Annotated in this window: 27 protein-coding genes and 2 pseudogenes; 11 read left to right on the top strand and 18 right to left on the bottom strand. The window is 70.1% G+C overall.

Annotation, left to right across the window (positions count from 1 at the left end):
* The 13 genes and pseudogenes from RT051_RS10545 to rpsB form a co-directional block, all read right to left on the bottom strand.
* Positions 1-178 (bottom strand): annotated as a pseudogene (locus RT051_RS10545) (acyl-[acyl-carrier-protein]--UDP-N-acetylglucosamine O-acyltransferase); the annotation flags it as partial.
* Positions 179-224: 46 nt separating this feature from the next.
* Positions 225-665 carry a 3-hydroxyacyl-ACP dehydratase FabZ gene (gene fabZ, locus RT051_RS10540; protein ID WP_019375319.1) on the bottom strand — a complete coding sequence of 147 codons (441 nt, stop codon included), beginning with the start codon at positions 663-665 and terminating at the stop codon, positions 225-227.
* Positions 662-1,660, bottom strand: coding sequence for a UDP-3-O-(3-hydroxymyristoyl)glucosamine N-acyltransferase (gene lpxD / locus RT051_RS10535; protein ID WP_313076205.1), 999 nt, complete (start codon positions 1,658-1,660; stop codon positions 662-664). Before lpxD ends, fabZ begins: the two co-directional genes overlap by 4 nt.
* A 51-nt stretch (positions 1,661-1,711) precedes the next feature.
* A complete protein-coding gene (locus RT051_RS10530) occupies positions 1,712-2,236 on the bottom strand; it encodes an OmpH family outer membrane protein (protein WP_313076203.1) in 525 nt (174 codons plus the stop codon).
* On the bottom strand, positions 2,236-4,533 hold the full coding sequence (bamA, locus tag RT051_RS10525; protein ID WP_313076201.1) for an outer membrane protein assembly factor BamA: 2,298 nt from the start codon (positions 4,531-4,533) through the stop codon (positions 2,236-2,238). Before bamA ends, RT051_RS10530 begins: the two co-directional genes overlap by 1 nt.
* 61 nt (positions 4,534-4,594) lie before the next feature.
* Positions 4,595-5,959, bottom strand: coding sequence for an RIP metalloprotease RseP (rseP, locus tag RT051_RS10520; RefSeq protein ID WP_313076198.1), 1,365 nt, complete (start codon positions 5,957-5,959; stop codon positions 4,595-4,597).
* Positions 5,950-7,149: a 1-deoxy-D-xylulose-5-phosphate reductoisomerase gene (locus RT051_RS10515; RefSeq protein ID WP_313076195.1), complete on the bottom strand. Its 1,200-nt coding sequence runs from the start codon at positions 7,147-7,149 to the stop codon at positions 5,950-5,952. The genes rseP and RT051_RS10515 overlap by 10 nt, the downstream gene beginning before the upstream one ends.
* Positions 7,146-8,000 (bottom strand): phosphatidate cytidylyltransferase, encoded by an 855-nt coding sequence (locus tag RT051_RS10510; RefSeq protein WP_313076191.1) that lies wholly within the window; start codon positions 7,998-8,000, stop codon positions 7,146-7,148. The genes RT051_RS10515 and RT051_RS10510 overlap by 4 nt, the downstream gene beginning before the upstream one ends.
* A 66-nt stretch (positions 8,001-8,066) precedes the next feature.
* Entirely contained in the window at positions 8,067-8,804 is a 738-nt protein-coding gene (gene uppS / locus RT051_RS10505) for a polyprenyl diphosphate synthase (protein ID WP_313076187.1), read from the bottom strand.
* 16 nt (positions 8,805-8,820) lie between these two features.
* A complete protein-coding gene (gene frr / locus RT051_RS10500) occupies positions 8,821-9,381 on the bottom strand; it encodes a ribosome recycling factor (RefSeq protein ID WP_313076183.1) in 561 nt (186 codons plus the stop codon).
* A 56-nt stretch (positions 9,382-9,437) separates the two neighbouring features.
* A complete protein-coding gene (pyrH, locus tag RT051_RS10495; protein WP_313076180.1) occupies positions 9,438-10,166 on the bottom strand; it encodes a UMP kinase in 729 nt (242 codons plus the stop codon).
* Between the two features lie 82 nt (positions 10,167-10,248).
* Positions 10,249-11,172: a translation elongation factor Ts gene (gene tsf / locus RT051_RS10490; RefSeq protein WP_313076175.1), complete on the bottom strand. Its 924-nt coding sequence runs from the start codon at positions 11,170-11,172 to the stop codon at positions 10,249-10,251.
* 144 nt (positions 11,173-11,316) lie between these two features.
* The gene (gene rpsB, locus RT051_RS10485) at positions 11,317-12,075 is read right to left on the bottom strand and encodes a 30S ribosomal protein S2 (RefSeq protein WP_313076172.1); all 759 of its coding nucleotides are present in this window, start codon (positions 12,073-12,075) and stop codon (positions 11,317-11,319) included.
* Between the two features lie 275 nt (positions 12,076-12,350).
* Between rpsB and RT051_RS10480 the strand changes: the two genes are divergently transcribed.
* The 4 genes from RT051_RS10480 (at position 12,351) to wrbA (ending at position 16,154) form a co-directional block, all read left to right on the top strand.
* Positions 12,351-13,598 (top strand): FAD-dependent oxidoreductase, encoded by a 1,248-nt coding sequence (locus RT051_RS10480; RefSeq protein WP_313076169.1) that lies wholly within the window; start codon positions 12,351-12,353, stop codon positions 13,596-13,598.
* Between the two features lie 39 nt (positions 13,599-13,637).
* The gene (locus RT051_RS10475) at positions 13,638-15,158 is read left to right on the top strand and encodes an NAD(P)H-hydrate dehydratase (RefSeq protein ID WP_313076165.1); all 1,521 of its coding nucleotides are present in this window, start codon (positions 13,638-13,640) and stop codon (positions 15,156-15,158) included.
* Positions 15,159-15,285: 127 nt separating this feature from the next.
* Positions 15,286-15,459, top strand: coding sequence for a hypothetical protein (locus tag RT051_RS10470; protein WP_313076162.1), 174 nt, complete (start codon positions 15,286-15,288; stop codon positions 15,457-15,459).
* Between the two features lie 104 nt (positions 15,460-15,563).
* Positions 15,564-16,154 carry an NAD(P)H:quinone oxidoreductase gene (gene wrbA, locus RT051_RS10465; protein WP_313076159.1) on the top strand — a complete coding sequence of 197 codons (591 nt, stop codon included), beginning with the start codon at positions 15,564-15,566 and terminating at the stop codon, positions 16,152-16,154.
* A gap of 18 nt (positions 16,155-16,172) precedes the next feature.
* Here wrbA and RT051_RS10460 read toward each other — a convergent pair whose 3' ends face one another.
* The 4 genes from RT051_RS10460 to RT051_RS10445 form a co-directional block, all read right to left on the bottom strand.
* On the bottom strand, positions 16,173-16,880 hold the full coding sequence (locus RT051_RS10460) for a hypothetical protein (RefSeq protein WP_313076156.1): 708 nt from the start codon (positions 16,878-16,880) through the stop codon (positions 16,173-16,175).
* Complete coding sequence (locus tag RT051_RS10455; RefSeq protein WP_313076154.1) at positions 16,877-17,860, bottom strand: MlaD family protein; 984 nt, start codon at positions 17,858-17,860, stop codon at positions 16,877-16,879. The genes RT051_RS10460 and RT051_RS10455 overlap by 4 nt, the downstream gene beginning before the upstream one ends.
* 12 nt (positions 17,861-17,872) lie before the next feature.
* Positions 17,873-18,685 (bottom strand): ABC transporter permease, encoded by an 813-nt coding sequence (locus RT051_RS10450; RefSeq protein WP_313076152.1) that lies wholly within the window; start codon positions 18,683-18,685, stop codon positions 17,873-17,875.
* Between the two features lie 133 nt (positions 18,686-18,818).
* Entirely contained in the window at positions 18,819-19,292 is a 474-nt protein-coding gene (locus RT051_RS10445) for a MerR family transcriptional regulator (RefSeq protein ID WP_313076147.1), read from the bottom strand.
* 66 nt (positions 19,293-19,358) lie between these two features.
* Between RT051_RS10445 and RT051_RS10440 the strand changes: the two genes are divergently transcribed.
* The 7 genes from RT051_RS10440 to RT051_RS10410 all read left to right on the top strand — a co-directional run bounded on the left by RT051_RS10440 (position 19,359) and on the right by RT051_RS10410 (position 25,132).
* Positions 19,359-21,371 (top strand): heavy metal translocating P-type ATPase, encoded by a 2,013-nt coding sequence (locus RT051_RS10440; RefSeq protein WP_313076142.1) that lies wholly within the window; start codon positions 19,359-19,361, stop codon positions 21,369-21,371.
* Between the two features lie 14 nt (positions 21,372-21,385).
* Entirely contained in the window at positions 21,386-21,781 is a 396-nt protein-coding gene (locus RT051_RS10435) for a DUF3703 domain-containing protein (RefSeq protein ID WP_313076139.1), read from the top strand.
* 73 nt (positions 21,782-21,854) lie between these two features.
* A complete protein-coding gene (locus tag RT051_RS10430) occupies positions 21,855-22,481 on the top strand; it encodes a YitT family protein (RefSeq protein WP_313076136.1) in 627 nt (208 codons plus the stop codon).
* A gap of 63 nt (positions 22,482-22,544) precedes the next feature.
* Positions 22,545-22,934 carry a hypothetical protein gene (locus tag RT051_RS10425; RefSeq protein WP_313076133.1) on the top strand — a complete coding sequence of 130 codons (390 nt, stop codon included), beginning with the start codon at positions 22,545-22,547 and terminating at the stop codon, positions 22,932-22,934.
* Positions 22,935-23,049: 115 nt separating this feature from the next.
* Positions 23,050-23,535: a cupredoxin family protein gene (locus tag RT051_RS10420; protein WP_313076130.1), complete on the top strand. Its 486-nt coding sequence runs from the start codon at positions 23,050-23,052 to the stop codon at positions 23,533-23,535.
* 37 nt (positions 23,536-23,572) lie between these two features.
* Complete coding sequence (locus RT051_RS10415; RefSeq protein WP_313076127.1) at positions 23,573-24,064, top strand: DUF411 domain-containing protein; 492 nt, start codon at positions 23,573-23,575, stop codon at positions 24,062-24,064.
* Positions 24,065-24,112: 48 nt separating this feature from the next.
* On the top strand, positions 24,113-25,132 hold the full coding sequence (locus RT051_RS10410) for a P1 family peptidase (protein WP_313076124.1): 1,020 nt from the start codon (positions 24,113-24,115) through the stop codon (positions 25,130-25,132).
* Between the two features lie 189 nt (positions 25,133-25,321).
* Here RT051_RS10410 and RT051_RS10405 read toward each other — a convergent pair.
* Positions 25,322-25,503, bottom strand: a pseudogene (locus tag RT051_RS10405) (energy-dependent translational throttle protein EttA); the annotation flags it as partial.

Genomic DNA, 25,503 nt, shown 5'->3' with positions numbered 1-25,503 from the left:
GGAAGATGCGGTTGTCCTCGCCGATCTGCGTGTGCCCCTCGACCACGCAGTGCGCACCGATGCGCGTGCGCGCGCCGACGCGCACCTGCGCGCCGACCACGGCGTACGGCCCCACCGAAACGCCCTCGGCCAGTTGCGCCCCCGGATCGACGAGGGCCGTGGGATGGATGAGGCTCACGCGGCGCCCTGCCCTTGCGTGCCCGCCCGATGCACCCACACCTGGCTCAGGCCACCGTGCGCATGGTGCACATGATCTCGGCCTCGCAGGCCATGCTGTCGCCCACGCGTGCCACGCCCTTGAACTTGTAGATGCCGCCCTTGATGCGGTCGAGCTCGATCTCCAGGATGAGCTGGTCGCCCGGCTCGACCGGCCGCTTGAAGCGCGCGCCGTCGATGCCGACGAAATAGAACACCTTGTCGTCGCCCGGGGCCTCGCCCATCATGTCGAAGGACAGCAGCCCGGCCACCTGCGCCAGGGCTTCGAGCATCAGCACGCCCGGCATGACGGGGCGCGCGGGGAAGTGGCCGGTGAAGAAGGGCTCGTTGATGGTGACGTTCTTGATTGCCTGAATGCGCTTGCCGCGCTCGAGCTCGACCACACGGTCCACCAGCAGGAAGGGGTAGCGGTGCGGCAGGAGCTTGAGAATTTGGTGGATGTCCATCATTGTTGTGTCGCGGCCGGGCCGTCTTGTGTTTTGCGTTCGAGAGCCTTGATGCGTTCGCGCAGGCGATACAGCTGGCGCAGCGTGGCGGCGTTCTTTTCCCACTGGGCATTCTCGTCCATGGGAAACACCCCGGTGTATTGGCCGGGGCGCGAAATCGAATGGGTGACCACCGTGTTGGTGGAGATGTGCACATTGTCCGCCAATTGCAGGTGGCCCACGATGGATGCGGCCCCCGCAATGGTGCAGTGCGCGCCGATCCTGGTGCTGCCGGCCACGGCCGAGCAGCCGGCCATGGCAGTGTGCCGGCCGATGTGGACGTTGTGTGCGATCTGGATCAGGTTGTCGAGCTTGACGCCGTCCTCGATCACCGTATCGCCCAGGGCGCCGCGATCGATACAGGTATTGGCGCCGATCTCCACATCATTGCCGATGCGTACGGCGCCCAGCTGCTCGATCTTGACCCACTCGCCCCGCTCGTTGGCAAAACCGAAGCCGTCGGCGCCGATCACCACACCGGGGTGGACCAGGCAGCGCTCGCCCACTACGCATCCCTCGCCCACGGTCACGCGCGAGCGCAGCTGCGTGTGCGCACCGATGCGCGCACCGCGCTCGACCACGCACAACGGGCCGATGCTGGCCGTAGGGTGCACCTCGGCCTCCTCGTGCACCACGGCGCTGGCGTGCACCCCGGGCACAGCCCCGCGCCCGTGCATGCGCGCCCACAGCTGCGTCACGCGGGCGAAATACACATAGGGGTCGAGGGTGACAATGCAGGCGCCGCGTGCCAGCGCTGCTTCGCGCAGGGCGGGCGCCACGATCACGCAGGCGGCCTGCGAGGAGGCCAGGCGCGACTGGTAGCGCGGATTGCTCAGGAAGGACAGGGCATCGCTGCCGGCAGACTCGAGCGGCGCAATCCGGGCAACCTCGGTGTCACCCGGAGCGCCATGCAGCTCGCCGCCCAGCGTCTCGATGATGCTCCCCAGCGCCAGACCCACGCCTTGCCCGTTCCCTGCAGCCCAGCCTGCCCACGCTCCGGCGTCCGGCGCTTACTTGGCGCCGTTGCCGCCAGGGCCGTTCATGGCCTTGATGACCTTGTCGGTGATGTCGTGCTTGGGGTTGATGTACACCGCCTCCTGCAGGATGACGTCGTACTTCTCGGCCTCGGCGACCTGCTTGACCACGCGGTTGGCGCGCTCGAGCACCTGGCTGAGTTCCTCGTTCTTTCGCGCGCCCAGGTCTTCCTGGAACTCGCGGCGCTTCCGCTGGAAGTCGCGGTCCTGGTCCACCAGCTGGCGCTGGCGCTGCACGCGCTGGCTCTCGGCCATGGTGGGCGCCTCGCGCTCGAATTTCTCGGTGGCCGACTTCAGGGCGTTGCCCTGGTCCACCAGTTCCTTCTCGCGGCGCGAGAACTCCTGCTCCAGCTTGGCCTGAGCCGCCTTGGCGGAGCTGGCTTCGCGGAAGATGCGATCGGTGTTGACGAAACCGGCCTTGAACTCCTGGGCCTGCACGGGCGCAGCAAAAGCCAGGGCCACGACCAGGGCCAGGGGGAGACGGCGGGAGAGAGATTTCATTAGAAAGACGTTCCGATCTGGAATTGCAGTTTCTGGATTTTATCGCCGGCAAACTTGCGCACCGGCTGTGCGTAGGCGATACGCAGGGGGCCGAGCGGGGAGATCCAGCTCAAGCCCAGTCCGGCGGATGCACGCAGCTCGCTGAACTCCCATTTTTCATTCTCGCCATAGACGTTGCCGGCATCGACGAAAGCAAACCAGCGCAGGGTGCGGTCATTGCCGGCACCCGGGAAGGGGGCGATCAGCTCCGCGTTCAGCGTCAGCTTCTTCGGGCCGCCCAGCGATGCGCCGGTCACGTCGCGCGGGCCCAGCGTGCCCTGGTCGAAGCCGCGCACCGAGCCCAGGCCGCCGGAGTAGAAGTTCTTGAACACCGGGAACGGCCGGCCGTTCATGCCCTTGCCCAGGCCCACCTCGCCGTTGAAGGCCAGGGTGAACTGCTTGGTCAGGGGTACGTACTGCTGGTACTGGTAGTTGGCCCGCACATAGCGCGCGTCGCCCGCCACCGACCACTCGGAGTTGAGGCGCTGGTAGCGACCCGAGTTGGGCGCCAGCGCGCTGTCGCGGTCATCGCGCGACCAGCCGATGGTCAGCGGCACAGCCAGGCTGGTGCTACCGAACTTTTCCGCGTAAGACAGGTAGGCGGCCGGGATGTTGGTGCCGGCCTTGATGCGCGTCTGCTCGGCGCCGCCACCGAAGAACACCGTGTCGGTCTCGCTGAACGGCACACCGAAGCGCACGCTCGCACCAGCGGTGACCAGCTCGTAGTTGCCGCCCTGGTCCTCGTAGGGCTTGGCCGTGCGGTAGTACAGGTCGAGGGTGCGCGAGACGCCGTCCTGGGTGAAGTAGGGGTCGGTGGTCGAGACCACCAGCGTGCGGCGGTACTTGCTGGTGTTGACGTCCAGGCCCAGGTAGTGGCCCGAGCCGAAGACGTTCTCCTGCTTGATGCCGAACGACAGCGAGACCTTCTCGGCGCTGGAGAAGCCCGCCCCCAGCTGCAGCGAGCCGGTGGGCTTTTCCTGCACGTTGACCACCAGGTCGAGCTGGTCGGGCGCGCCGGGCACTTCCTGCGTCTCGACGTTGACTTCAGTGAAGTAGCCCAGGCGGTCCACCCGGTCGCGCGAGAGCTTGATCTTCTCGCCGTCGTACCACGAGGCCTCGAACTGGCGAAACTCGCGGCGGATGACTTCGTCACGCGTGCGGTTGTTGCCCGAGACGTTGATGCGGCGCACGTAGGCGCGGCGCGCGGGCTCGGAGCGCAGCACGACGGCCACGCGGTTGTGTTCGCGGTCGATGTCGGGCACGGCCTCCACGCGGGCAAAGGCGAAGCCGAAGTTGCCGAAATGCTCGGTGAAGGCCTTGGTGGTCTCGGCGACCTTGTCGGCGTTGTAGGGCTCGCCCGGGCGAATGGTCACCAGCGACTTGAACTCGTCATCGCGGTCCAGGTAGTTGCCTTCGAGCTTGACACCCGAAACCACGTAGCTCGGCCCCTCGGTCACGTTGACGGTGATCGAGATGTCCTGCTTGTCCGGCGAGATGGCCACCTGGGTGGAGTCGATGCGGAACTCCAGGTAGCCGCGCGCCAGGTAGTACGAGCGCAGGGTTTCCAGGTCGGCGTTGAGCTTGGCGCGCGAATAGCGGTTCGACTTGGTGTACCAGCTCAGCCAGCCGCCCGTGTCCTGCTCGAACAGGCCCTTTAAGGTGGACTCGCTGAACGCCTGGTTGCCGACGATGCGGATCTCGCGGATCTTGGCCGGCTCGCCCTCGGTCACGGTGAAGGTGAGGTTGACGCGGTTGCGCTCGATGGGCGTCACCGTCGTCACCACCTCGGCACCGTACAGGCTGCGGTTGATGTACTGGCGCTTCAGTTCCTGCTCGGCGCGGTCGGCCAGCGCCTTGTCGAACGGGCGGCCCTCGGTCAGGCCGACGTCGCGCATGGCTTTCTTCAGCGTGTCCTTGTCGAATTCCCTGGTGCCGGCGAATTCCACGTCAGCGATGGTCGGGCGCTCTTCCACGACCACCACCAGCACGTTGCCCACGGCCTCCAGGCGCACGTCCTTGAACAGGCCGAGGGCAAACAGCGCCCGGATGGCGGCTGCGCCCTTTTCGTCGTTGTAGTCGTCGCCCACGCGCAGCGGCATCGAGGCGAAGATGGTTCCGGGCTCCACGCGCTGCAAGCCTTCGACGCGGATGTCCTGCACCTTGAAGGGGGCCAGCGCCCAGGCTGCGTTGGCGGCGAGGGCAAAAGCAGCTGCGGCCGCAGCGGTGCGCACGCTCAGGCGTTTGGTTGTTTTTCTCATGAGTGAGGCGAAAGAGAAGTGAAGCCTTGGCTTGCCCTGTGCGCTGGCAGCGGCGCCGCAGTCAGCCAAGGAGCCGGGTGAAATCGTTGAAAAGGGCGATGGACATCATCGCGAAAAGCACTGCCACGCCACCGCGCTGCAGGCGCTCCATCCAGGCCTCGGAAACCTCCCGCCCGGTCAGCCCCTCCCAAAGATAATACATCAGGTGTCCACCATCCAGGATGGGCAGCGGCAGCAGGTTCAGCACCCCCAGACTCACGCTGATCAGGGCAAGGAACGCCAGGTATTGGGACAGCCCCATGCTGGCCGACCGCCCCGCGTAGTCGGCGATGGTGAGGGGGCCGCTCAGGTTCTTCACCGAGGCTTCGCCGATCAGCATGCGGCCAATCATGCGCAGCGTCAGCACCGAAACCTGCCAGGTACGCTCAGCCGCGTTGGTCAGGCCCTCCACGGGCCCGTAACGCACCTGCACCAGCTCGGGCGGCGCGCCCACGTAGGCACCGACGCGGCCCACGCGGGCCTCGCCTTCCTGCACCAGGTCAAGCTCCACCGGCAGCGCAAGCAGCCGTCCCTGGCGCTCGATACGCCAGGTCTGCGTCAGCCCCCCGCCCCCGTTCGGTGCACTGCGGATGGCCTCGCGCAACTGCGCGCCGTCGATGATGGGGGTCTCGCCCAGGCGCAGCACCACGTCGCCGCTTTGCAGGCCCGCGCGTTCGGCAGCGCCGCCCGGGGTCAGCGGGCCCAGTACCGGCCGCGTCCAGGGGCCGGTGACCCCCACTCGGCGAAACAGCCGGGCGTCGGCCTCGCTGGCGTCCATTCCCGCCAGGGACAAGAGCACCTCGCGCGTCGCCGCGCCCGGGCGTGCCTGCACCCACAGGCGCACGTCTTCGCCGTCCAGCGCGCCGCGCGTGAGGGCCCAGCGCAGGTCTTCGAAAGAGCGCACCGCCATGCGCTCACCGTCGCCCACGGCCTGGTCCACGATCAGCTCGCCGCCCCGCAGCCCGGCCTGCTGGGCGATGGAGCCAGCCGCCGGGGTGGCGATGATGGCGCGCGGTTCCTGCACGCCGCCCCAGTTCACCAGGGCGTACAGCAGCACGGCCAGCAGCAGGTTGGCCGCCGGCCCGGCCGCGACGATGGCCGCGCGCGCGCGCAGGCTCTGGTGGTTGAACGCCAGGTGTCGCTCATGCTCGGCCACCGGTGCCTCGCGCTCGTCGAGCATGCGCACGTAGCCCCCGAGCGGAAAGGCACCGATGACGAACTCGGTGGGCGAGCCCTGGGGCTGCCAGCGCAGCAGCGGCTTGCCAAAGCCGACGGAAAACCGCAGCACCTTCACCCCGCAAGCCACGGCCACGCGGTAGTGGCCGTACTCGTGGATGGCTATCAGCAGCCCCAGGCCGGCGACGAAGGCGACGAGGGTCAGCAGCATGGCGCGGCAATCCCCGCGGTCAGGTGCCGGGCCTGCTGCGCGGCAGCCGAGCGGGCTTCGGCGTCGAGCTCCAGCAGCGCGCCCAGGCTGTCCGCGCCGCGGGGGACGACGGTCTCCAGGGTGGCCAGGTTCACCGCATGGATCTGGTCGAAGCGGATGCGCCCCTCCAGAAAGGCCGCCACCGCGATCTCGTTGGAGGCGTTCAGCACCGCTGTGGTGCCCGGGGCGGCCGCCAGGGCCTGCCACGACAGGTGCAGGCCCGGAAAGCGCCGGGCATCGGCCTCCTCGAAGGTCAGCGCGGCCAGCTGCGTGAAATCCAGCGGCGCTGCGCCGCTTGCCACGCGCTCGGGCCAGGCCAGGCCGCAGGCGATGGGCACGCGCATGTCGGGCGTGCCCAGCTGGGCAACGATGGACGCGTCGATGAACTGCACCATCGAGTGGATGATCTGTTGAGGGTGGATGACCACCTTGATTTTCTCGGGCGTCAGATCGAACAGCCAGCGCGCCTCGATGACTTCCAGCGCCTTGTTCATCATGGTGGCCGAGTCGACGGAGATCTTGCGGCCCATGGAGAAGTTGGGATGGGCACAGGCCTCGCCCGGCGTCACGTTGCGCAGGGTCTCGGGGTCGCGCGTGCGAAACGGCCCGCCCGAGGCCGTAAGCAGCACATGCTGCACGCGCCGGGCCCAGGTCGAGGGGTCCTCCGGCAGGCTCTGGAAGATGGCCGAGTGCTCGCTGTCGATGGGCAACAGGGTGGCTCCGCCTTCTCGCACGGCGGCCATGAAGACTTCGCCGCCGACGACCAGGGCCTCCTTGTTGGCCAGCAGCAGGCGCTTGCCGGCGCGCGCCGCGGCCAGGCAGGGGCCGAGCCCGGCGGCGCCGACGATGGCGCCCATCACGGCATCGACCTGCGGGTGCGAAGCTATCGTTTCAAGAGCGTCATCTCCTTGCAGCACCTCGGTTTGCAAGCCATTTGCCTTGATTTTCTCGGCCAGCTCCCGGGCATGCGGCGCGCTGGCCATGACGGCGTAGCGTGGGACAAAGGCCGCGCACTGGGCCAGCAGCGCATCCACCTGGGTGGCTGCACTGAGCGCAAAGACCTGCCAGCGCCCCGGGTGGCGCGCCAGCACGTCCAGAGTGTTCTTGCCGATGGAGCCCGTGGAGCCGAGCACCGTGATGTAGTGAGTCATGCCTTGGCCAACGAAGTGAGCATCAGCGCCAGCGGCAGCGTGGGCAGCAGCGCGTCGATGCGGTCGAGCACGCCGCCGTGCCCGGGCAGCAGACCGCTGGAATCCTTGACGCCGGCACTGCGCTTGATGAGCGATTCCACCAGGTCCCCGACCACGCTCATGGCAGCCAGAAACACGGCGCCCAGCACCAGCAGCCATAGACCGCGGCCCGCCAGCAGCGTGTACAGGCTCGGGTCCCGCGCGGCGCGTGCGCCGTCCAGCCAGACCCAGAACAGGGCCAGCGCCAGCACCCCGGCCATGCCGCCCCACACGCCTTCCCAGCTCTTGCCGGGGCTGATAGACGGGGCCAGCTTGCCCTTGGTGAAACGCAGCCCGAAGGCGCGGCCGGAGAAATAAGCAAAGGTGTCGGCCACCCAGACCAGGGTCAGCACCGACAGCAAAAAATTGACACCCGCCATGCGTGCCTGGGCCAGGGCCAGCCACGCCAGCCACAGCGCGGCGACGCCGCCGACCAGCCGCAGGCTGCGCGGCACGGCCGGCCAGCCGGCGACGCCCCCGCGCAGCAGGGCAGCACCGCCCAGCACCCAGGCCGCACCGCCCACGAGCCACAACCAGGCATGCGGCTGCTCAAGCCAGCCCGCACCCCAGGTGGCCGCACACAACGCCACGCACAACGCGCCCAGGCCCATGCTGGCACCGCCGCCCAGGCCGTTCAGGCGGCCCCATTCCCAGGCCGCCGCGCCCATCATGACCAAGGCAATGACGATGAACGGCAGGGGCGACGGATAGAACAGCGCCGGCAGGAGAATGGCCAGCAGGATCAGGGCGGTGATGACACGTTGCTTGAGCACGCGGGGAGCCCTTTCGCTCGGGAAGAAGGAGGGAAAGGCCCGGGGCGGCGCACGCGGCGCCGCCGCTCAGGCCCGCAGCGCCTCGCGCGGCTCCTGACCCTGCACCTGCTCGGAGGTGAGGCCGAAGCGGCGTTCGCGCGCAGCATAGCTGGCAATAGCCTCGTCGAGGGCGGCCTCATCGAAATCGGGCCAGAGCCGGTCGCTGAAGAAGAATTCGCTGTACGCGGTCTGCCACAGCAGGAAATTGCTGATGCGCATCTCGCCGCCGGTGCGGATGACGAGATCAGGGTCGGGCACGTGCGCCAGGGCGGTGGCCGCCTGCAGGTTGGCTTCGGTGATGGGCTCGCCCCGGGCGGCCAGTGCGGCGGCCGCCTGGGCAATGTCCCAGCGGCCGCCGTAGTTGAAGCACACGTTGAGCGTCAGGCGCGTGTTGCCGACGGTGGCGGCCTCGGCCTGCGCCAGGCCCTGGCGCACGCCGTCGGACAGGCCGGCCTTCTCGCCGACGAAATGCACGCAGACCCCGTCCCGGCTGAGCTCGGGCACTTCGCGCGCCAGCGCCTTGGCCATCAGCTCCATCAGGCCGGAGACCTCGTCGGCCGGGCGGCTCCAGTTCTCCGAGGAGAACGCGAAGACCGTGAGCACGCGCACGCCCCGGGCGGCGCAGGCACGCACGCAGCGGCGCAGCGACTCCACACCCTGGCGGTGGCCCGCCAGGCGCGGCAGAAAGCGCTTGCGTGCCCAGCGGCCATTGCCATCCATGACGATGGCGATGTGGTGGGGTACGCTGGAATTGGCGGGGTTCATGCGCGGGCAGCGGGGCTCAGATGGCCAGGATGTCCTGCTCCTTGGCGGCCACCAGGGCGTCCACCTCGGCGATGAACTTGTCCGTCACCTTCTGGACGTCGGCCTCCGAGCGCTTCTGGTCGTCCTCGGACGCCTGTTTGTCCTTGACCAGCTTCTTGACCTGTTCGTTGGCGTCACGGCGCAGATTGCGGATGGCCACCTTGGCGCCCTCGCCCTCGGTGCGCGCGAGCTTGGTCATCTCCTTGCGGCGCTCCTCGCTCATGGGCGGCATGGGCACGCGGATCAGCTCGCCGAGCGACGCCGGATTCAGGCCCAGGTCGCTCTCGCGGATGGCCTTCTCGATCTTGGCCGACATGTTCTTTTCCCAGGGCTGCACGCTGATGGTGCGCGCGTCCAGCAGCGACACGTTGGCCACCTGCGACAGCGGCACCATGGAGCCGTAGTACTCGACGTGGATGGCGTCGAGCAGCTGCGGGTTGGCCCGGCCCGTGCGGATGCGCGACAGGTTGTTCTTCAGGGCGGCGATGGACTGCTCCATCTTGCCTTCGGTGTTTTTCTTGATGTCGGCGATGGTCATGGGAATTCCTTCAACAGGGCTTGAACACGGCTGCGGCGCAGGCAATGACAAAGCGCTCAAGCGTACACCAGGGTGCCCTCATCCTCGCCCAGCACGACACGCTTGAGCGCGCCGGGCTTGTTGATGGAAAACACCCGGATGGGGAGTTTCTGGTCACGGCACAGGGCAAAGGCGGTGGCATCCATGATGCCCAGGTTGCGCACCATGGCCTCGTCGAACGTGAGCTGGGTGTAGCGCGTGGCGCCAGGGTCTTTCACCGGGTCGGCCGTATAGACGCCATCGACCTTGGTGGCCTTGAGCACCAGCTGCGCGCCGATCTCGGCGCCGCGCAGCGCCGCGGCCGTATCGGTAGTGAAGAACGGGTTGCCGGTGCCGGCGGCAAACACCACCACCTTGCCCTCTTCCAGATACTGCAGCGCCTTGGGCCGCACATAGGGCTCGACCACCTGCTGGATGTCGATGGCCGACATGACGCGGGCCGTCAAACCCTCGCGGCGATTCATGGCATCGGCCAGCGCCAGCGAGTTCATCACCGTGGCCAGCATGCCCATGTAGTCGGCGGTGGCGCGGTCCATGCCCTCGGCACCGCCGGCGACGCCGCGAAAGATGTTGCCGCCGCCAATCACCACCGCCACCTGCACGCCCAGCTCGATGACCTCGGCGATGTCGGAGACCATGCGCTCGATGACGCCGCGGTTGATGCCGAAAGCGTCATTGCCCATGAGCGCCTCGCCAGACAGCTTGAGCAGGATGCGCGTGTAGGCTGGCTGGGCGGTGGCAGTCATGGCAGGGTCTCCGTAGGGTAGGAAAGAGAGGGATGGACGGGATGAAAGAGGCGGCAAGCGGTTAGCTGAAGATCAGTTGAGATCAGCCGGCCTTGGCAGCGGCGACCTGCGCAGCCACTTCGGCAGCGAAGTCGTCGGCCTTCTTCTCGATGCCCTCGCCCACCACGTACAGGGTGAAACCCAAGACCTTGGTGTTCTTTTCCTTGAGCATCTGGCCCACGGTCTGCTTACCGTCGGCGGCCTTCACGAAGACCTGGTCGGACAGAGAGACTTCCTTCAAGTACTTCTGCACGGCGCCGTCGATGCGCTTGGCGGTGATCTCGGGGCTCTGGGCGCTCTTGCCGGCGGCTTCCAGCTCCTTGTTGGCTTCTTCGGCCTTGCCGGCGGCCACGGCGCGCTCCTTTTCGATCAGCTCGGCGGGCACGTCGGCGCTGGTCACGGCCACGGGCTTCATGGCAGCCACGTGCATGGCCACGTCCTTGGCGGCGGCGGCGTCACCTTCGTACTCGACCACCACGCCGATGCGCGTGCCGTGCAGGTAGGAGGCCAGCTGCGCGCCCTCGAAGTGCTTGAAGCGGCGGAACGACATGTTCTCACCGATCTTGCCGATCAGGCCCTTGCGCACGTCTTCCAGTGTGGGGCCGAAGCCGTCCTGCTCGTAGGCGATCTGGCCCAGAGCCTCGATGTCGGCGGGGTTGTGCTCGGCCACCAGACGGGCGGCGGCATTGGCCATGGCGACGAAGCTGTCGTTCTTGGAGACGAAGTCGGTCTCGCTGTTGACCTCGATCATGGCGCCCTTGCCGCCCTCGATGCTGGCAGCGATCACGCCCTCGGCGGTGACGCGCGAAGCGGCCTTGCCGGCCTTGGTGCCGAGTTTGACGCGCAGCAGTTCTTCGGCCTTAGCCATGTCGCCACCGGCTTCGGTCAGGGCCTTCTTGCACTCCATCATGGGGGCGTCGGTCTTGGCGCGCAGTTCGCCAACCATGCTTGCGGTAATAGCAGCCATTTTTGTGTTCTCCGTTCGTTTCGGTTGTTCAGGGGGCGGGCAGCAGCCCGCGCAACAAAAAAGCGGGCGCTTGAGAGGACCCGCTTTTGTCAGGCACCCCCACCCGCCTTGCGCAGCGGGCCGGGCACTCGGGCCACACCAGGATCAGGCGGCGGTGTTTTCCACTTCGACGAATTCGTCGCTGGAGTCCTCGCTGCCGGCGACAGCCTTCACCAGGTCGTTCACGGCGTTTTCACGGCCGTCCACGATGGCATCAGCCATGCCGCGGGCGTACAGCGCCACGGCCTTGGCAGAGTCGTCGTTGCCGGGGATGACGTAGTCGATGCCTTCGGGGTTGTGGTTGGAGTCCACCACGCCGATCAGCGGGATGCCCAGCTTCTTGGCCTCGGCCACGGCGATCTTGTGGAAGCCCACGTCGATCACGAAGATGGCGTCGGGCAGGGCGTTCATGTCCTGAATGCCGCCGATGTCCTTTTCCAGCTTTTCCAGCTCGCGCGCGAACATCAGCTGTTCCTTCTTGCTCATGGACTCCAGGCCGGCTTCCTGCTGGGCCTTCATGTCCTTCAGGCGCTTGATGGACGTCTTGACGGTCTTGAAGTTGGTCAGCATGCCGCCCAGCCAGCGCTGGTCGACATAGGGCATGCCGGCGCGCTGCGCCTGCTCGGCCACCATCTCGCGCGCCTGGCGCTTGGTGCCGACCATCAGGATGGTGCCGCGGTTGGCGGCCAGCTGCTTGGCGAACTTCTGCGCCTCCTGGAACATCGGCAGCGACTTTTCCAGGTTGATGATGTGAATCTTGTTGCGATGGCCGAAGATGAAGGGGGCCATCTTGGGGTTCCAGAAGCGGGTCTGGTGGCCAAAGTGGACACCGGCTTCCAGCATTTCGCGCATGGTGACGGACATGGTTGGGCTCCAAAGGTTGGGTCTAAAATCCAGCCCCAATAATCGTCCCGGCGGTGCATGTCAATGCCGGGGCAACACCTTGAGAGGGCTGGTTTGCTGATGGTCTTGCCAGGCGCTAGTGCTTGGCAAAACCCAGGGATTCTACCATGGCCACGCAGGCCGCTGCCGTGGCAGCGCTGCAGATGTGCGCAGCCCCCGCCCCGCTTTCACCATGAAAATCATAGCTGCAAGCCCTTGTCTAGCAAGGGTTTGGCCATGATTTGACTCATAAAGACATGCGTATTGCCATCGTCGGCGCCGGTATCGTCGGCGCTGCCACTGCCTACGAGCTAGCCGGCGACGGGCACGAGGTCGTCGTGCTCGAGCGCCACGCCTCGGCCGCCGAGCAGGCCAGCTTCGCCAACCCGGGCCTGCTGGCGCCGGCGCTCCTGATTCCCTGGGCGGCGCCTGGCACCGGCGGGCCGGTGCTGCGGCAGTTCACCGGCCGCCAGGGCACGCTGCGGCTGACGCGAGGCGCGGGGCTGCACAGCCTGGCCTGGCTGTGGCGCTGGGCCCGCGCCGCAGGGCAGCCCCAGTGCGCCGGGCGGTTGCTCGCCCTCGCGCACCTGGGCCGCTACAGCCTCGGGCGCACGCGCGAAGTCGCCGGCGCCCTGCAAGCCGACATCGAGACCAGTCGCGGCATGCTGGTGCTGCTGCGCAGCAGCGGCGACCTGGAACTGGTGCAGGCCGCGCTGGCCGCGCTGCGCGAGGCCGGGGCCGGTGTGCACCAGGTGGACGCCGACACCGCCCGCCTGATCGAACCCGGCCTGGCGACCGACGTGCCCCTGGCCGGCGCCCTGCACGCAGTCGATGGCGAGGCCGGCAACTGCCGCGTGTTCGCCCAGCAGTTACGCCAGGCGGCGCAGGAGCGCGGCGCGCGCTTTGTCTTCAATGCCCGCATCCAGGCCCTGTCCACCACGCCCACCGGCGTCGTGCTGGCGGGTGAGTCCACGGTGCGCCCGGCCGACGCCGTGGTGCTGTGCGCCGGCGAGGCCAGCGCCGGGCTGCTGCGCCCCCTGGGCGCGCGCCTGCCCATGCAGGCCGTGCATGGCTACTCGATCAGCGCGCCCGTGCGCGAAGACACACACGCGCCACAGGGCGCGGTGATCGACCCGCTGCACCGCATCGTCATCACCCGCCAGGGCCAGCGCGTGCGCGTGTCCGGCGGCGCCGAGCTGGGCCACGCCGCGGGGGTGCACCACGCGCCCACCCTGCGCACCCTGTACCTGGCGCTGTCGGGCTGGTTTCCCGGCGGGGTGCTGACCTCGTCGCCGCAGGTGCAGGTCTGGCGCGGGGCGCGCCCCACCCTGGCGGACGGCGCTCCGGTGATCGGCGCCGGTCCCGTGCCCGGTGTCTGGGTCAACGCCGGGCACGGGGCAAGCGGCTGGGCCCAGGCCTGCGGCAGCGCGCGGGCGCTGGCCGACCTGATCGGGGGCCGCAGCCCGGCGCTGGACCTGCAGCCCTTCTCGCTGGCCCGGTTCTGACCCTGGGCAGCGGCCTGTCGCCGCCCGCACAATGCGCCCATGCTGCAGCGCATCGACCTGACGCTCCCCCACCCCCTGTTTGACGCCGCCGGCACGCGGGAGATCGAACACCTCACGGCTTCGGCCCTGCCGCCGCACACACTGATGCAGCGCGCCGGCCGTGCCACGGCGCGCTTGGCGCGCGCTCTGGCCCCGCACGCTCGGCAGGTCTGGGTGGCCTGTGGCGGCGGCAACAACGGCGGCGATGGACTGGAGGCCGCCGCCCTGCTGCAGGACGCGGGCGCCCCGGTCGTGGCCAGCCTTCTGGCCGACCCGGCGCGGCTGCCTGCCGACGCGCGCCGGTCCTGGGAGCGCGCACGCGCGGCAGGCGTGCGTTTTGCCGACGCACCGCCAGTGCTCGGCCCGCACGATCTGGCCATCGATGCGCTGCTGGGCCTGGGCCTGGCAGCGTCGGCGCAACGCGGCGTTGCCGACCCGCGACTGCTGCACTGGCTGGGCCTTCTGCGGTCCTGCCCGGCCACTGTGCTGGCCATGGACATGCCCTCGGGACTGCTGGCGGACACGGGTCAGTTCGCCCCGGGGCTGGGCCCAGCGGCGGCGTTATCGCCCCCGGCCGCGCGGCATACCCTGGCGCTGCTCACGCTCAAGCCGGGCCTGTTCACGGCCCAGGGACGCGACGCCGCCGGGACGGTGTGGCTCGACAGCCTCGGCACACTGGCGCGGCCGGCTGCTGCGTCGGCCTGGCTGGCCGGCGCCCCGGCGCGCGCCGCGCGTCCGCACGCCAGCCACAAGGGCAGCTTTGGTGACGTGGCCATCGTTGGCGGCGAAGGCCTGAAGCAGCGCGGCCTGGGCATGACCGGCGCCGCCCTGCTGGCGGCCAGCGCGGCGCTGCACGGCGGTGCAGGCCGCGTGCTGCTGAGCCTGCTGGGGTCGCCCGCTGCCGTCCACGTGCCGCCGGAGCTCATGCTGCGCCGCCTGGACGCCCTGGCCCTGGAATCACTGACCGTGGTGGCCGGCTGCGGCGGAGGGGCAGCCATTGCTCCCGTCCTGCCCGGGGTGCTGGTGCGCGCAGCGCGCCTGGTGCTCGACGCCGACGCGCTCAATGCCATCGCGGCGGACCCAGCGCTGGCCCGGCTGCTGCAAGCCCGGGCCAGCCAGCCGGGCCGGGCCACAGTGCTCACACCCCACCCGCTGGAGGCCGCGCGCCTGCTGGGATCGGACACGCCGGCCGTCCAGGCCGACCGGCTCGCCGCCGCGCAAGCGCTGGCGCAGCGCCTGGCCTGCACCGTGGTGCTCAAGGGCTCGGGCAGCATCATCGCCGCGCCGGGCCGCACCCCCCGCATCAACCCGACGGGCAATGCCCGCCTGGCCACCGCCGGCACGGGCGATGTGCTGGCCGGGCTGCTGGGCAGCCGCCTGGCCTCGGCCCCGGACCACGACGCGGCGGCCTTCGATGCCGCCTGCGCCGCCTGCTGGCAGCACGGCGCCGCGGCGGACGCCTGGCCCGCGCACCGCAGCCTCACCGCGGGCGCGCTAGCGGAGCGCCTGAGCCCAGTCTGACACCGCTCTGGCGGCGCCGGCATGCTGACTGGCGCTTGTCCGACAGGGCGTGCCCCCGCGCGCCGTTTCAATGGAGGCCTGTTCACACTTCACCGGGTTCCTTCCCGTCCTTCAGGAGGTCGCCGCCATGAAATACCCATTGCGTTCCAGAAGTCCTGCCCTGGCGACCTTCGTGCTCACCGTGGTCCTGGCCGTCGTTGCCAGCGCGACCACGCTGCTGCCGCAGCAGTCCGTGCAGGTGGTCGACTCCCAGGTGCACAAGACGATCGAGCAGCTGCTTCCCGCCGAGATGCTCAATTGACGCGGCCACGGTTGACAGCTGACAGCTGTCAGCTAAAGCCGGAGGGCGGACCCAGGATGCGCACGCGTCCGTGCCCTTTCACCCCTTTTCCCCAGGAGCCCGCAATGGCCATCAAGCTCGCCGTCATCTACTACTCCACCTACGGCACCAATCACCAGATGGCGCAGATCGCTGCCGAAGCAGCCCGCGCGGCCGGCGCCGATGTGCGCCTGCTCAAGGTGGCCGAAACCGCACCGGCCGAGGTGGTCGCAGGTCAGGAGGCCTGGAAGGCCCAGAGCGAGAAGACCGCCGATATTCCCGCTGCGTCCGCCCAAGACATGGAATGGGCCGACGCCTATCTGATCTCCGCGCCCACGCGCTTTGGCGTCATGGCCAGCCAGATGCGCGCCTTCATCGACACCCTGGGCGGCATCTGGGCCAAGGGCGGCCTGGCCAACAAGGCCATCTCGGCCATGACCTCGGCACAGAACGCGCACGGCGGCCAGGAGACGACCCTGCTGTCGTTCTACGTCACCGCCATGCACTGGGGCGGCATCGTGGTTGCGCCCGGCTATACCGACCCGGTCATCTTCAAGACCGGCGGCAACCCCTACGGCTACACCCACACCCAGGGCGCGGAGTTCGACGAGAACGCGAAATCGGCCATCGGCCACCAGGTGCGCCGTCTGATAGAGGTGGCGGGCAAGCTCAAGTAGCCCGCGCCGCCTGCACGCTCACCGGGCCGGGGAATCTGGCCTGGCAGGCGCACCGCCGCCTTGCACCACGGCAATGCGCCGGCGCAGGGCCTGCGCCAGTTCCTCTTCGCCCAGCGCTGCGGCGCGCTCCACCCGCACCAGCAGCCAGGCCAACAGCGGCCGCCGCCATCCCTGCCCGGAGGCCGTGTCGGTCGCGACGACCAGGATCTCTGGCGTGGCTCGTCCTGCCTGCAGTGCAGCGCCAGCCGCCACCAGCCGCGCCGTCGGGTCTTCGATCGCCGCGATGGCTGCCGGGTTGACAGCGGCCGCACGCTGCGGCTCGGGCAGCAGGGCCACGCGCGCCGCATCCACCCGGCCCTGCAGATAGTCGGCATAGGCGCGCTCGGGCGGCTCGGCATCGACGCGCAAGGCCTGGAACGCCGGGCAGCCGCTGCCCTCGGCCTCCAGGCTGGCCACCTGTGCGGCGCAGCGCATCAGTTCCAGCCGCGCCAGCAAGGCGGGGCTGCCGGTGCGCGCCACCTCGGCGCGGGCGCGTTTCCATTCCTGCCCCGCCACCCGCTCGTCGCCTGACAGATGGGCGCGCGTGGCGCGCTCGGCCGCGTCATGGGCATTGGCCTGCCACTCGGGCGCGGGCGGCCTGCCGGCGCAGGCGGCCAGCAGCAGTGCGGCGAGCAGGGGCACGGCGCGCAGGCGGGCAGGCTTCACGGCCGGCGGAGTGGCAGTCATGGCAGTTTCAGCTCCTTGTCGCGGGCGAAGGGCCACTTGCGGTTGATCTCGTTGACCAGGCCCTCCACCTTGCGCAGGCTGGCCTCCACCTCTGCACGCAGGGCGCCCAGGTCGGTGCTGGCCTCGCGCGCGTTCGCGCCCACGGCCTGGGCCTCGGCCAGCACAGCGTCCACCTTGACCAAGCTGGCGCGCGCATCCGCCAGCAGGCCGTTGAGCTGCAGCACCGCAGCGCGCACCTCGGGCACCAGGCCGGGGTCGCTGCCCGCGCCGAAGACCTGGCGGTCGGCCTTGGCGGCCATGCCGTCAAGGCGCGCGAGCAGCTGGTTGGTGCGCTCCAGCGTGGCCAGCACGCGGCGCGCCTCGGCGTCGCTGCCGGTCACCACCGAGAGCAGGCCGCCGGGCGCGTTGAGCCGCTCGGTGAGCGTGCGCACCTGGCCCAGGCTCGTGCCCAGCGCCGAATCCTTGGAGGTGAGCGCGTTCAGGTTCTCCAGCAGCTCGCGCGCGTTGGCCATGAGCTGCGGAATCTCGGCCGTGGTGTCGCCGCGCAGCACCGGCCGCTCGGCGCCCGCGGCCAGGGGCGGGTCCTGCAGCATGCCGCTGTAGGCCTTGATGGTGGTGCCGCCCACGATGCCGCGCACCAGGGTGAAGACGCTGGAGGTGCGCAGCCAGTGGGCGTCACGCCGCGCCACGTCGATCAGGATGCGCACGCTGCCATCGCTGGCCAGCTCGATGCGGCGCACCCGGCCTATGGGAAAGCCCGAGAAGGTCATGTCCATGCCGACGGCCACGCCCTCGGAGTCGTCGGTGGTGAGCACCAGCCGCTGGGTAGGCTCAAACGCGCCGCGCGCATACAGTAGGTACAGCGCCGAGCCGACGATCAGCGCCAGGGTGAACAGCAGCAGCGCCGCCGCCTTCACGCGCAGGTGGGCAACGGGGCGCAGCAGCTCCTCGGGCGGCAGCGGGGTCTGGGGTTCGGGCATGGGCGAGGGGGGTCAGTAATAGTTGCTCATGAGCGAGATCACTTCGATCAGCAGCAGCACCGCGAACATGCGCGCCAGCCCACCGAGCTCGGAGTCGGGCTGCTGCGCGCGCTCGGCGCTGGCGCTCTCATAGAGCCCCGAGGCCATGGGGATGAGCGCGATCGCCAGGCTGAAGGCCAGGGTCTTGAGCACGAACACCAGCGTGATCTGCGGGGCGAACACCTGGCCGAACATGCGCGTATAGACCGGCACGCCCGCCAGGTTGAAGCCATAGACGCCCAGGTAGGCCATGACGAGGGCCACCACGCACGACAGCGCCGCCAGCGTGATGCTGGCGTACACCCCGGCCACCACGCGCGGCAGCATCTCCACGCGCACCGGGTCGGCGCCATGCGCGCGCAGGGCATCGAGCCGGCCCGACTGGCGCAGCAGGGCCAGCTGCGTGCCATTGGGGATGGTGGCGCGCATCGCCACGAACAGCGCCGCGGTCAGCGGGATCAGCTCCAGCACCAGCACGCGGATGACCATCTCCAGCGCGTAGCGCGACAGGCCGTAGCTCCAGGCCGTCACCACCACGATGCGCGTGATGACCAGCGACAACAGGGCCGCCAGCACCGTGAAACCCAGCAGGATGGGCGCCGTGTTCTGGTACATGTGCCGCGCCAGGCGCCAGCGCGTGCCGCGCGAATAGCTCGACGGCGAGAGCGTCAGCACCAGCACCACCGCGCCCAGGTAGAAGATGCGCCCCCAGGCGACGGTCCAGCGCTGCACGGTGCGCCACAGGCGGTCGGGCAGCAAGGCGGCGGCATGGCTGGCTGGGCTCATGGCGCGATCATAGCGAGGTGACCAGGGGTTTCAGGCCAAACAGGGGCTGAGCCGTTGCAGCGCCTGGAGAGTCAGCTATGTAAAAAATAGCAACGGCAGGCCGGACCCGCCGGGTTGGACGCTGCCCACGGCCTCAGACGTGGCGCTTGCCGGTGGCGAGGCCGGCGCCCGGCTCCAGCGGCTCGGCATCGGCGCGCTGGTGCAGGGCCTCGATCACGTGGCACTGCCCGCCCGTGCCGTCGCAGCGCCCGCGCAGCGCCTGCAGTTCATGCTCCAGCACCTGCAGCTCGGCCAGGCGCGTACGCACGTGCTCCAGGTGCTCGTCCAGCGTCTGGCAGGCGGCGTGGTCGGCGCCTTCGACGTGGGCGCCGCGCGCGTCGATCTGCAGCAGCGCGCGCACCTCGCCCAGCGACATGTCCATGGCCCGGCACAGGCGCACGAAGCGCAGGCGGTGCACCTCCGCGTCGCTGTAGAGCCGGTAGCGGTTGTGCGCGCGTGTCTGGCTGCTCAGCAGGCCTTCCTTTTCGTAGTAACGGATGGTGGCCGCGGGCACGCCCGACAGGCGGGCGGCGTCGCCGATGCGGTGACGGGGGCTTTGCTGGGACATGCTTGACATTGAAGTGGCTTCAAGGTTTCCAATCATGGCATGACACAAGAACATTCGCATGCCAGCATGTCCCCCGTCCACCCGCTGCCCCGGGCGGCCCACGCCTGCGGCAGCTGCGTGCCGGCGCCTCGGCGCGCCCACGACGGCCACGACCACGGCCACGAACACGGGCACGACCATGGCGAGGCCGGCCACGACCATGACCACGGCGTGTTGCCCGGCTGGACGCGCATCGGCGCCGCGCTGGCGCTGGCCACGGGCGCCGAGGTGGCGCACTGGCTGCAGCAGGACACGGCCGGCCTGCTGCTGGCGGTGGTGGCCATCGCCCTGTCGGGCCTGGGCGTCTATCGCGCGGGCCTGAAGGACCTGGCGCGCCTGCGCCTGGGCATCAACGCCCTGATGGCGGTAGCCGTCACCGGTGCGGTGCTGATCGGGCAGTGGCCCGAGGCGGCCATGGTCATGGCCTTGTACGTCGCGGCCGAGCGCATCGAGCACGGCGCCATGGACCGTGCCCGCAACGCCATCCGCGGCCTGCTGGACCTGGCGCCTCAGACCGCCGACGTGGTGCAGGCCGATGGCGGCACGCAGCGCATGCCCGCCGCCGAAGTGCCGCTGGGCGCTGCCGTGCGCATTGCCCCGGGCGCCCACGTGCCGCTGGACGGCACGGTGCTGCGCGGCACCAGCGCCGTCAACCAGGCGCCCATCACGGGCGAGAGCCAGCTGGCCGACAAGGAACCGGGCGACCTGCTCTACGCCGGCAGCGTCAACCAGCACGGCGAGCTGTTCATGCAGGTGACGGCGGCGCCGTCCGGCACGCTGCTGGCGCGCATCGTGCATGCGGTGGAAGAAGCCCAGGCCAGCCGCGCGCCCACACAACGCTTCGTCGATCGCTTTGCCTCCGTCTACACGCCGCTGGTGTTCCTGGCGGCGCTGCTGCTGGGCACGCTGGCGCCGCTGCTGCTGGGCTGGACGTGGCCGCAGTCGGCCTACCAGGCGCTGGCGCTGCTGGTCATCGCCTGCCCCTGCGCGCTGGTCATCTCCACCCCGGTCACCGTGGTCAGCGCGCTCACCGCGGCGGCACGCCGCGGCATCCTGATCAAGGGCGGCAGTGCCCTGGAGACGGCCCGGGGCCTGGCCGCCATCGCCCTGGACAAGACCGGCACCCTGACTACCGGCAGCCCCACGCTGGTGCACTGGCAGGCCTGGGGGGGCAGCGATGCCGGCGCCGCTGCCGCCCTGGCCTGGCAGCTGGCCAGCCGCTCGGACCACCCGGTCTCGCGTGCCATCGCCGCAGGCCTGCCGGCCGGCGACCCGGCCGCCGCCCGGGAGGTGCGCGCCCTGCCCGGGCGCGGCGTCGAGGCCGACATGGACGGGCGCCGCTGGGCGCTGGGCAACCTGCGCCTGGTGCGCGAGCGCGGCCTGGCCGACGAGGCCCTGGTCCAGACCCTGGCCGAGCACGAGCTGCAGGGCCGCAGCGTGACGCTGCTGGCCGATGACGCCGCCGTGCACGCGCTCTTTGCCGTGGCCGACCCGCTGCGCGCCCACGTCACCGACGCCGTGGCGCAGCTCAAGTCCCTGGGCGTGCAGCCGGTGGTGCTGAGCGGCGACAATCCCGCCACCGTGGCCGCAGTGGCGCGCGAGGCCGGCATCGACGACGCCCGCGGCGGCCTGCTGCCCGAGGACAAGCTCGAAGCCCTGGCCGAACTGCAGCGCGCGCGCGGGCCCACCGCCATGACGGGCGACGGTATCAACGATGCGCCGGCGCTCGCACGCGCCGACGTGGGTTTCGCCATGGGCGGCGCCCACAGCACCGGCATGGCCATGGAGACGGCCGACGTGGTGCTCATGAACGACGACCTGCGCCGCATCCCCGACACCGTGGTGCTGGCCCGGCGCGCGCACCGCGTGTTGTGGCAGAACATCGTGCTGGCGCTGGGCGTCAAGGCGGTGTTCTTCGCACTGGCACTGACGGGCCAGGCCACCATGTGGATGGCCGTGCTGGCCGACATGGGCGTGAGCCTGGCCGTGGTGGCCAACGGCCTGCGCCTGCGCCGCGGGGCCGGTACCCCGGCGCCGTGATGAGGAGATGCAAAGTGACCAAATATGTGAAAACCCCCGCCAACCCGGCCGGCCGCGAACGCCAGCGCCAGGCCTTCGATCACCTGATGGCCGCCTTCGAGGCCAGTGCCGGACGTCCACCGCGCGAGCGCTGGCTGTACCTGGAGGCAGCCCACGTCATTGGCCAGAGCCGCCTGGCGCTGCACTGGCGCGCGCACCGGCGCATGCTGGCCTTCGCCCGGGAACTCAGGGACGAGCACGAGGTGCAGGGGCAGTGGCGACAGCTGGGCTATGCCGTATTCGGGCACGTGGTGCGCCGCATTCCCCAGGGCAACACGGGGCGGGCCCTGGTGCCGGCCTTCCGGACCATGGTGCCCAGCGCAGCGGTGCGTGCCTGCATCACCGACGCCATGGCGGCCGTGGCGCCCTGAACGCCCTTGATCCAGGGCAAGGCCCACCCGGCGGCCCCGTGCTGCAATCCCCAACCCGCTTCGTCCCTGCGCCATGACCTCGCCCACCGCCGCCGCGCCCCTCGCCGTCCCTGCCCACAGCCGCCTCGAAGACGGGGTGGCGATGGCCGTGGGCGTGGTCCTGATCTCGGTGGGGATCGCCTTCCTGGCCAGCGCGGGCCTGCTCACCGGCGGCATGGCGGGCCTGGCCTTCGTGCTGCACTACGCCACCGGCGTGGGCCTGGGCAAGCTGTTCTTCCTCCTGAACCTGCCCTTTTACTGGCTGGCGCTGCGTCGCCTGGGGCTGGCCTTCACGCTCAAGACGTTTGCCGCGGTGGCGCTGCTGTCGGTGCTGACCGACCTGCAGCCCCGGCTGCTGCACATCGACCAGCTGCAACCCGCCTATGCCGCGGTGACGGGCGGGCTGATCATGGGCATGGGCTTTCTCGTGCTGTTTCGCCACCGCTGCAGCCTGGGCGGGGTAGGCATCCTGGCGCTGCACCTGCAGCAGACGCGCGGCTGGCGCGCCGGCAAGGTGCAGATGGCCGTGGACTGCTGCATCGTCGCAGCCGCCCTGGCCACCGTGGAGCCCGGGCGCGTGCTGTGGTCCATCCTGGGCGCCATCGTGCTCAACCTGGTGCTGGCGATGAACCACAGGCCCGGCCGTTACCTCGCGGCCTGAGTGCGCCACGCCGGCCCCTGCGGGCAGGAACTTGTCGGCGCGACTGCTTATCATCAACCCATCATGCTGCGGCGCTTCGCCTTCCTCCTCGTCGCCCTGCTGCTGGCCCTGCGCGGGCTGGCGGGCGGCGCCATGGCGATGGAGCAGCCGCTCCCGGTGGCAGCCATGGCGGTAGCCGTGGCCGTGGCCGGGCACACCGCCGCTATCCATGAGGACCAGCGGGCACCCGAAGCCACGCCCGCCTGCGCGGACGAGCGCGCGGGTCCCGGCTGCGCAAGCGATCAGCACGCGGCCGGGCACTGCGCTGCCTGCGGCATGTGCCACCCCGCGCCCTGCGCGCTGCCGGCCGCGCTGCCCACCGCCCAGGCCGACACCGCCCGGCGCGACACCGGCCCCGGCGCGCGCTTTGCCAGCGCACCCGCCGCGCGCGCCATCCGCCCGCCCATCGCCTGACGTCCGGCTCCCGCCGCGTGCAGCACCCGTCGCCGTGGGCCGCTGCGCGCTTTCGTCGCCCCCGCGCCCGCCTGGCGCCGCGAGAGGCCCGTCGTCACGCACCGTATTCCCCCACATGAAAAAATTCAAATCGATAGCTGCCTGCGCTCTGCTGGCAAGCACCGGCGCCGCTTTTGCCCATGGCGATACCGGCCACTCGGCCGCCACGCCGGCCCCGGCCGTGCAACTGCCCTGGGGCATAGCCGGCCAATCGGCCGAGGCCACCCGGACCATCACCGTGGCCATGACCGACGACATGCGCTTTTCTCCCGCGCACTTCTCGGTGCGCCAGGGCGAGACCGTGCGCCTGCGCGTGGAAAACCGCGGCCGGCTGCTGCACGAGATGGTGCTGGGCACCCCCGAGACGCTGCAGAAGCACGCCGACATGATGCGCGAGCGCCCCGGCATGGAGCACGCCGCGCCGCACATGGCCCACGTGGCGCCGGGCGAGGCGGGCGACCTGCCCTGGCGCTTCAACCGGGCGGGCACCTTCGACTTCGCCTGCCTGGTTGCCGGCCATTACGAGGCGGGCATGCGCGGCACCTTCACCGTCGCTCCCTGATCCCCGCCCTACCCTTTGCCCATCCTGGAGTCCTGTCATGAACACCCCGCTTTCCCGCCGCCACTGCCTCGCCCTGGGCGCCACACTGCTTGCCGCAGGCGCCGTGCCCGCGCTGGCCACACCCCCCGCATCCCTGCCTGCCATGGAGGTCTGGAAGGACCCCAACTGCGGCTGCTGCAAGGACTGGATCGTGCTGATGGAGCAGGCCGGTTTCGCCGTCACCGTGCACGACAGCGGCAACACGGCCGTGCGCGCCCGGCTGGGCCTGCCCCAGCGCCTGGGCTCGTGCCACACGGCGCTGGTCGGCGGCTACCTGCTCGAAGGCCACGTGCCGGCCGATGACGTGAAGAAGCTGCTCGCGCAAAAGCCCAAGGCCCTGGGCATCGTGGTGCCTGGCATGCCCGTGGGCAGTCCCGGCATGGATGGGCCGGAATACAAGGGCCGCAAGGACCCCTACGACGTGCTGCTGGTCACCAGGAACCTGATGAACAGCGACGTCTCGACGCGCGTTTTCACCAGCTACCGCTGAGCTGAAAGGGCGCCCTGGCGGGCGGGCGCACGGCCATAATCGCCCGCCATGCAGCACCGTCATTCCCTCCAGAGTCCCGCCGGCGCCATCACCGATGTTGCCGGCATCGAAGTCGGCCACTACACGGACACGCGCCGCCCCACGGGCTGCACCGTGATCCTGGCACGCCAGGGCGCGGTGGCCGCGGTGGACGTGCGCGGCGCCGCGCCGGGCACGCGCGAGACCGACCTGCTCGCGCCCTGCAACCTGGTCAACGCGGTGCACGCCATCGTGCTGGCCGGCGGCAGCGCCTGGGGGCTGGACGCCGCCACGGGCGCCGTGCGCTGGCTGGAGGAGCAAGGCGTCGGCCTGGACGTGGGCGTGGGCCGCCTGCCCATCGTGCCCGCAGCCGTGCTGTTCGACCTGATGGTGGGCGACGCGCGCATCCGCCCCGACGCCGCGGCCGGCCATGCGGCGTGCGCCGCCGCCAGCAGCCAGCCGCCCGACGAGGGCAGCGTGGGCGCCGGCGCGGGCGCCACCGTAGGCAAGCTCTTCGGGCCCGAGTACGCCATGAAGGGCGGCATCGGCACCGCCTCGGTGCGCGTGGACGGGGCCACCGTCGGCGCCATCATCGCCTGCAACGCCGTGGGCGACGTGGTGGACCCCGACACCGGCCTGCCGCTGGCCGGCGCGCTGGGCGCCGACGGCCGCACGCTGCGCGACATCCGCCGCAGCCTGCTGCGCGGCGAGCCGCCGCACCCGTTGCTGGCCGGCACCAACACCACCATCGGCGTGATCGCCACCGACGCGCAGCTGACCAAGGCCCAGGCCCAGCGCTTGGCCATGGCCGGGCACGACGGGCTGGCGCGCAGCATCAACCCGGTGCACACCATGCTCGACGGCGACACGCTGTTTGCCCTGGCCACCGGCCAGGCCGCCAGCCACCCGGGAATGATGGTGCTGGCCGCCATGGCGGCCGAGGCGGTGGCACGCGCCACCGTACGCGCCGTGCTGGCCGCACGCGCCGTGGACACGCGGGACGGTGCCCCGCCGCTGCCCGCCTGGGGCGACCTGGCGCGCACGGCCTGAACCTGCCGACCCGCCACCCGCCACCCGCCGGGCAGCCGGGCAGCCGGAAGCACCTGCCACAAAGAAAAAAGACAATTAGCTACGTTTTAAATAGCAAACTGTCCTTTATTGGTGCGGGTTTCCGGCTGTTTTTCGGGAAGCCCCTGAGAGGTGCTGCAGGCCCGCCCCCGGGCCTGCCGTCCCCGCCGCTTACTTGAGCGCCTTGTAGCGCATGCGCTTCGGCGCCGCGCCCTCGTCGCCCAGGCGCTTCTTTTTGTCGGCCTCGTACTCCTGGTAGTTGCCGTCGAAGTACACCCACTGGCTGTCGCCCTCGGCGGCCAGGATGTGCGTGGCGATGCGGTCCAGGAACCAGCGGTCGTGGCTGATGACCA

Origin of the sequence: Melaminivora sp., from assembly GCF_032059615.1 — a bacterium.
Classification (GTDB): Bacteria; Pseudomonadota; Gammaproteobacteria; order Burkholderiales; family Burkholderiaceae_C; genus Melaminivora.
The sequence above is the reverse complement of the archived record's forward strand: the minus strand, read 5'-3'. Positions and strand labels throughout refer to the sequence as shown.

Excerpts from the sequence above, each read along its gene's own strand:
- fabZ (WP_019375319.1), bottom strand. The coding sequence starts at position 665 with ATGATGGACATCCACCAAATTCTCAAGCTCCTGCCGCACCGCTACCCC.
- RT051_RS10530 (WP_313076203.1), bottom strand. The coding sequence starts at position 2,236 with ATGAAATCTCTCTCCCGCCGTCTCCCCCTGGCCCTGGTCGTGGCCCTG.
- bamA (WP_313076201.1), bottom strand. The coding sequence starts at position 4,533 with ATGAGAAAAACAACCAAACGCCTGAGCGTGCGCACCGCTGCGGCCGCA.
- rseP (WP_313076198.1), bottom strand. The coding sequence starts at position 5,959 with ATGCTGCTGACCCTCGTCGCCTTCGTCGCCGGCCTGGGGCTGCTGATA.
- RT051_RS10515 (WP_313076195.1), bottom strand. The coding sequence starts at position 7,149 with ATGACTCACTACATCACGGTGCTCGGCTCCACGGGCTCCATCGGCAAG.
- uppS (WP_313076187.1), bottom strand. The coding sequence starts at position 8,804 with ATGAACCCCGCCAATTCCAGCGTACCCCACCACATCGCCATCGTCATG.
- frr (WP_313076183.1), bottom strand. The coding sequence starts at position 9,381 with ATGACCATCGCCGACATCAAGAAAAACACCGAAGGCAAGATGGAGCAG.
- pyrH (WP_313076180.1), bottom strand. The coding sequence starts at position 10,166 with ATGACTGCCACCGCCCAGCCAGCCTACACGCGCATCCTGCTCAAGCTG.
- tsf (WP_313076175.1), bottom strand. The coding sequence starts at position 11,172 with ATGGCTGCTATTACCGCAAGCATGGTTGGCGAACTGCGCGCCAAGACC.
- rpsB (WP_313076172.1), bottom strand. The coding sequence starts at position 12,075 with ATGTCCGTCACCATGCGCGAAATGCTGGAAGCCGGTGTCCACTTTGGC.
- RT051_RS10480 (WP_313076169.1), top strand. The coding sequence starts at position 12,351 with ATGCGTATTGCCATCGTCGGCGCCGGTATCGTCGGCGCTGCCACTGCC.
- RT051_RS10475 (WP_313076165.1), top strand. The coding sequence starts at position 13,638 with ATGCTGCAGCGCATCGACCTGACGCTCCCCCACCCCCTGTTTGACGCC.
- RT051_RS10470 (WP_313076162.1), top strand. The coding sequence starts at position 15,286 with ATGAAATACCCATTGCGTTCCAGAAGTCCTGCCCTGGCGACCTTCGTG.
- wrbA (WP_313076159.1), top strand. The coding sequence starts at position 15,564 with ATGGCCATCAAGCTCGCCGTCATCTACTACTCCACCTACGGCACCAAT.
- RT051_RS10460 (WP_313076156.1), bottom strand. The coding sequence starts at position 16,880 with ATGACTGCCACTCCGCCGGCCGTGAAGCCTGCCCGCCTGCGCGCCGTG.
- RT051_RS10455 (WP_313076154.1), bottom strand. The coding sequence starts at position 17,860 with ATGCCCGAACCCCAGACCCCGCTGCCGCCCGAGGAGCTGCTGCGCCCC.
- RT051_RS10450 (WP_313076152.1), bottom strand. The coding sequence starts at position 18,685 with ATGAGCCCAGCCAGCCATGCCGCCGCCTTGCTGCCCGACCGCCTGTGG.
- RT051_RS10445 (WP_313076147.1), bottom strand. The coding sequence starts at position 19,292 with ATGTCCCAGCAAAGCCCCCGTCACCGCATCGGCGACGCCGCCCGCCTG.
- RT051_RS10440 (WP_313076142.1), top strand. The coding sequence starts at position 19,359 with ATGTCCCCCGTCCACCCGCTGCCCCGGGCGGCCCACGCCTGCGGCAGC.
- RT051_RS10430 (WP_313076136.1), top strand. The coding sequence starts at position 21,855 with ATGACCTCGCCCACCGCCGCCGCGCCCCTCGCCGTCCCTGCCCACAGC.
- RT051_RS10425 (WP_313076133.1), top strand. The coding sequence starts at position 22,545 with ATGCTGCGGCGCTTCGCCTTCCTCCTCGTCGCCCTGCTGCTGGCCCTG.
- RT051_RS10420 (WP_313076130.1), top strand. The coding sequence starts at position 23,050 with ATGAAAAAATTCAAATCGATAGCTGCCTGCGCTCTGCTGGCAAGCACC.
- RT051_RS10415 (WP_313076127.1), top strand. The coding sequence starts at position 23,573 with ATGAACACCCCGCTTTCCCGCCGCCACTGCCTCGCCCTGGGCGCCACA.
- RT051_RS10410 (WP_313076124.1), top strand. The coding sequence starts at position 24,113 with ATGCAGCACCGTCATTCCCTCCAGAGTCCCGCCGGCGCCATCACCGAT.